The sequence below is a fragment of the Streptomyces glaucescens genome (genome assembly GCF_002154375.1).
GTDB classification, from domain to species: domain Bacteria; phylum Actinomycetota; class Actinomycetes; order Streptomycetales; family Streptomycetaceae; genus Streptomyces; species Streptomyces glaucescens.
In genome coordinates, this window is record NZ_MUND01000794.1 from 1 (window position 1) to 4,616 (window position 4,616).

The 4,616-nt window shown below is 70.1% G+C and carries 4 protein-coding genes, 1 pseudogene and 1 riboswitch; all 5 genes and pseudogenes read right to left on the bottom strand.

What is annotated here, in order from left to right:
* Window positions 1–122 (bottom strand): annotated as a pseudogene (locus CCN42_RS37375) (septum formation initiator family protein); the annotation flags it as partial.
* 109 nt (window positions 123–231) lie between these two features.
* Window positions 232–1,521, bottom strand: a complete 1,290-nt coding sequence (eno, locus tag CCN42_RS37380) for a phosphopyruvate hydratase (protein WP_086741728.1) — start codon at window positions 1,519–1,521, stop codon at window positions 232–234.
* A gap of 257 nt (window positions 1,522–1,778) precedes the next feature.
* Complete coding sequence (locus CCN42_RS37385; RefSeq protein ID WP_086741726.1) at window positions 1,779–2,471, bottom strand: transglycosylase family protein; 693 nt, start codon at window positions 2,469–2,471, stop codon at window positions 1,779–1,781.
* A 4-nt stretch (window positions 2,472–2,475) separates the two neighbouring features.
* Window positions 2,476–2,654: riboswitch (cyclic di-AMP (ydaO/yuaA leader) on the bottom strand.
* A gap of 182 nt (window positions 2,655–2,836) precedes the next feature.
* The gene (locus CCN42_RS37390) at window positions 2,837–3,874 is read right to left on the bottom strand and encodes a transglycosylase family protein (protein WP_086741727.1); all 1,038 of its coding nucleotides are present in this window, start codon (window positions 3,872–3,874) and stop codon (window positions 2,837–2,839) included.
* Window positions 3,875–4,144: 270 nt separating this feature from the next.
* Window positions 4,145–4,616: cytochrome P450 (locus CCN42_RS45220; RefSeq protein WP_245877642.1), on the bottom strand; the 472-nt coding region annotated here is incomplete at its 5' end.

A 4,616-nucleotide genomic window follows, 5' to 3' on the forward strand; every position in this document is an offset into this window, starting at 1 on the left:
GTGAGGCGGGAGCGCCGGGCCTGCCGCTTGGTCTGCGAGCGGTAGACACGGGCGGCGGTCTGTTCGCCGAGCAGCCTGATCCTGGTCGCGGTGGAGAACCGGTCCCGGTCCTTCACGGCCATGTTGCCCGCCTCCCGTTCACGCGCGTACGTCCCCGCACACGGTACGGGACCGAGTACGGGGACGTACGTACGACGCTTCCTACGGGGCGGTGCTCAGCCCTCGCGGTGCTTACTGGTTCGCGGAGCGGAACCGGGGGAACGCGCTGCGGCCGGCGTACACCGCGGCGTCGTCGAGGATCTCCTCGATGCGCAGCAGCTGGTTGTACTTGGCGACGCGCTCGGAGCGGGCCGGGGCACCGGTCTTGATCTGGCCGCAGTTGGTGGCGACGGCCAGGTCGGCGATGGTGACGTCCTCGGTCTCGCCGGAGCGGTGGGACATCATGCACTTGAAGCCGTTGCGCTGGGCCAGCTCGACGGCGTCCAGGGTCTCGGTGAGCGAGCCGATCTGGTTCACCTTCACCAGCAGGGCGTTGGCGGCGCCCTCCTCGATGCCGCGGGCCAGGCGCTCGGGGTTGGTGACGAACAGGTCGTCGCCGACGAGCTGGACCTTGTCACCGAGCTTGTCGGTGATGGTCTTCCAGCCCTCCCAGTCGTCCTCGAACAGCGGGTCCTCGATGGAGACCAGCGGGTACGCCTCGACCAGCTCGGCGTAGTACTCGGTCATCTCGGCGGCGGTGCGCTCCTTGCCCTCGAAGACGTACACGCCGTCCTTGTAGAACTCGGACGCGGCCACGTCGAGGGCGAGGGCGATCTGCTCGCCGGGGGTGTAACCGGCTTCCTTGATGGCCTCGAGGATGAGGTCCAGGGCCTCGCGGTTGGAACCCAGGTTCGGGGCGAAGCCGCCCTCGTCGCCGAGGCCGGTGGCCAGGCCCTTGCTCTTCAGGACCTTCTTGAGGGTGTGGTAGACCTCGGCGCCCCAGCGCAGCGCCTCGGAGAAGGACTCCGCGCCGATCGGGGCGATCATGAACTCCTGGATGTCCACGTTGGAGTCGGCGTGCGAGCCGCCGTTCAGGATGTTCATCATCGGCACCGGCAGCAGGTGCGCGTTCGGGCCGCCCAGGTAGCGGAACAGCGGCAGGTCGCTGGCCTCGGAGGCGGCGTGCGCGACGGCGAGCGAGACGCCGAGGATGGCGTTGGCGCCGAGGGAGCCCTTGTTGTCGGTGGCGTCCAGGTCGAACATGGCCTGGTCGATCAGGCGCTGCTCGGTGGCGTCGTAACCGACCAGCTCCGGGCCGATCTGCTCGATGACGGCCAGGACGGCCTTCTCGACGCCCTTGCCGAGGTAACGGTTCGAGTCGCCGTCACGCAGCTCGATGGCCTCGAAGGCGCCGGTGGAGGCGCCGGACGGGACGGCGGCACGACCCGTGCTGCCGTCGTCGAGGCCGACCTCGACCTCGACCGTGGGGTTGCCTCGGGAGTCCAGGATTTCCCGGGCTACGACGACGTCGATGGACGGCACGAGCATCTCCTTCTTCAATGTGACGCGGTGGGCAGGCCGCGGGTGTGGCTCTGCGAGACGAGCCTAACCGGCTCGGGGCGATCGGCCAGCCGGCCGCCCACCTCGTGGACGGAACCGAGAGTAAATTGTTTCCGAACGGAACAAAGACGGTTTCCGCAAAACGAGACCGGAAAAAGACCCCGCCCCGGTGCGTACGGGGGAACGCGCACCGGGGCGGGGAGTCTGCGGGCCCCCTCGCGGGGTGCGCCCTTCGCTGATTACTTGAGGTGCAGCTGCTGGCCCGGGTAGATGACGTCGGCGTCGTCGACGATGTCCTTGTTCAGCTCGAACAGCTTCGCCCAGCCGCCCTTGACGTCGTGCTCCTCGGCGATCGTGCTGAGGGTGTCACCCGTGACGACCTTGTACTCGCCGTCGCCCTTCTCGACCTTCTGGCCGGTCGGGGTGGTGACGGTCTTCTGGGTCTGCTCGGCCTTCTGGGTGGCGGCCGGGCGCTCGGCGGACCGGGAGGCGGGCTGCTCCTCGGTCTCGCGGGCGGCGGTGCCGCTGTCGCCGGAGGAGGCGGGGGCGCCGCTGTACGGCGCGCTGGAGAGGTTGACGCCGCAGTGCGGCCAGGCGCCCTTGCCCTGGCCCGCGAGGACCTTCTCGGCGATCTCGATCTGCTGGGCCTTGCTGGCCTGGTCGGCGGTGGCGGCGTACTGGGTGCCGCCGTACGCGGCCCAGGTGGAGGCGGAGAACTGCAGACCGCCGTAGTAGCCGTTGCCGGTGTTGATGGACCAGTTGCCGCCGGACTCGCACTGGGCGACGGCGTCCCACTCGGAAGCGGTGGCGGCGGAGGCGCTGCCGGCCGCCATCAGCGGAGCGGCGACGGCGGCGCCGGTCACACCGGCGATGGCGATGGCGCGAGCGGCCTTGGACGGACGACGGTGCTTGCCCTTGCCGGAAAACAGCATGGATCGATCCCCTCACCGACGCCTACGAGGTGAGCTGTCGGGTTCGGGCCGGTTGAGTTGCCCGGCCGCGGCCCTTGCGGACTGCGGCTTCACCCCTAGCCGGTTCCGGCGTCGAGTCTCCTCGACTTCCGGGCCCGGCACTTACCTTGGGTCCCCCGCTCCTGCCTGCGGCGCTTGACGCGACGACTGTTCCCGGACGGCCGCTGGCAGGATTCGGCGTTGCGGCAGCCGGGGCTCGCGGTGACGAGCGGCTTTGACCGTAGCCACGCATTCCGCGGAATTTCAAAGACGATCAGGCCTTCTGAGACCTATCTCTCACCGCGTTTATAACGGACATTCGGCCCGAACCGCGCGCTGAAGTCCCGCTACTTTTCTCCCGGTTCAGCCCCTACCTCCAGGGTCTGACCCGGGACGATGAGGTCGGGATCGGTGCCCACGGTCGCCTTGTTCTCGGCGTAGAGCGCGGCCCATCCGCCTTGCACCTCAAGGGAGTCGGCGATGCCCCAGAGGCTGTCGCCGGCGCGGACCGTGTAGGTGCCGTCGGCCGCGTCGCGGGCGGCGGAGTCACGGGAGGCGTGCCGGCCCGAGGACTCGGCCGCACGACTGTCCTCGGCGTCCTCCTCGGCACTGTCACCACGGTGACGGCCGGGTCCGGTGGAACCCGAGGCGTTCTGCCCCAACTTGTCCGACTCGTCGTTCTTGGTAGTGGCGGTGGGCGAATTGTCGGTGCTGTCCGAAGAGTCACCCCCGCCCCCTTCCCTGGCGGAACCTTCCACCGCGTCCGACGTGACGTCAGGGGACGGCGAGGAGGTGGCCGAGCGGGACGGTGCCGACTCCGACGGGTTCGCGGAGTTCTCGGGGGTTGCGGAGCCCTTGGAACCTTCGGCCGGTCTCGTCGAATCGGACGAATCCGAAGGCTGCGACGAGTCGGACAAGCCGGACTCGGGGCTGCCGGAAGCCTCCGGGGTGGCCGTCAGGCCCGACGCGGCGTCAGCCGCCAGGCCGGTGTCGACGCCCGCCGGGGCGGAATCACCGTCGAGGCCGGCCAGCAGGCCGCAGGTGGGCCACGCGCCCACGCCCTCGGCGGCCAGGATCCGTTCGGCGACGGCTATCTGCTGCGAACGGCTGGCCACGTCGGGGCTCTCCGCGTAGTCCAGACCGCCGTACTTCACCCAGTCGTCCTGGGAGATCTGCAGACCGCCGTAGTAGCCGTTGCCGTTGTTCGCGCTCCAGGAGCCGCCGCTCTCGCACTCCGCGACCCTGTCCCACGTCCCTCCCGTGGCGGCGCTCGCGCCGGTCGCACCCAGCAGCGGAATGGCGATGGCGGATCCGGTCACTCCGGCCGCGACGATGAGGGCCGGAGCCTGGCGGGGGCGACGGTGACGACCGTTCCCGGAGAGCATGCGGGGACCTTTCACGAGACAGCGGTGACGGTGCGGCGGAGATGCTGTGATCATCGCCGCCACACTGATGGGTGAACGTATAGGCAGACGATCACTTGTCACAAGTTAATGCCGCGCAGATCACGTGAAGATCACAAAGGTGAAGGCGTGTCAGCTTTGCGCCGGGCGGCGCGAGTCCTCGCGCCGGAGCGTCGTGGGGGTCGGCGCTGTGACCGTTGCGGGTCACCGCTGGGCGCCGTGCGGGCGTCACCGCTCGGCGCCGTGCGGGCGTCACCGCTCGGGGGTGAACTCCACCGGCAGGGTGCGCAGTCCGCGCATGATGAGGCCGCCGCGCCAGCGCAGCTCCGCGGGGTCCGCGGCGAGCCGGAGGTCGGGGAGGCGGGTCAGCAGCGTGGCGAGCGCGGTCTGGCCCTCCAGCCGGGCGAGCGGGGCGCCCAGGCAGTAGTGGATTCCGTGCCCGTACCCCAGGTGCTGGTTGTCGCGGCGGGCCAGGTCCAGGGTGTCCGGGTCGGTGAACCGGGCCGGATCGCGGTCGGCGGCGGCCAGTACGACGAGGACCGGGTCACCGGGCGCGATGTCCTGTCCGCCGATGGTGAGCGGCTGGGTGGCGAAGCGCCAGGTGGCCAGCTCCACCGGGCCGTCGTAGCGCAGCAGTTCCTCCACGCCGGTGGCAAGCAGGTCCCGTTCGCCTGCGGCCAGGGACCGCTGGAGGCGCAGCCGCTGGCCGGGGTGGGTGAGCAGG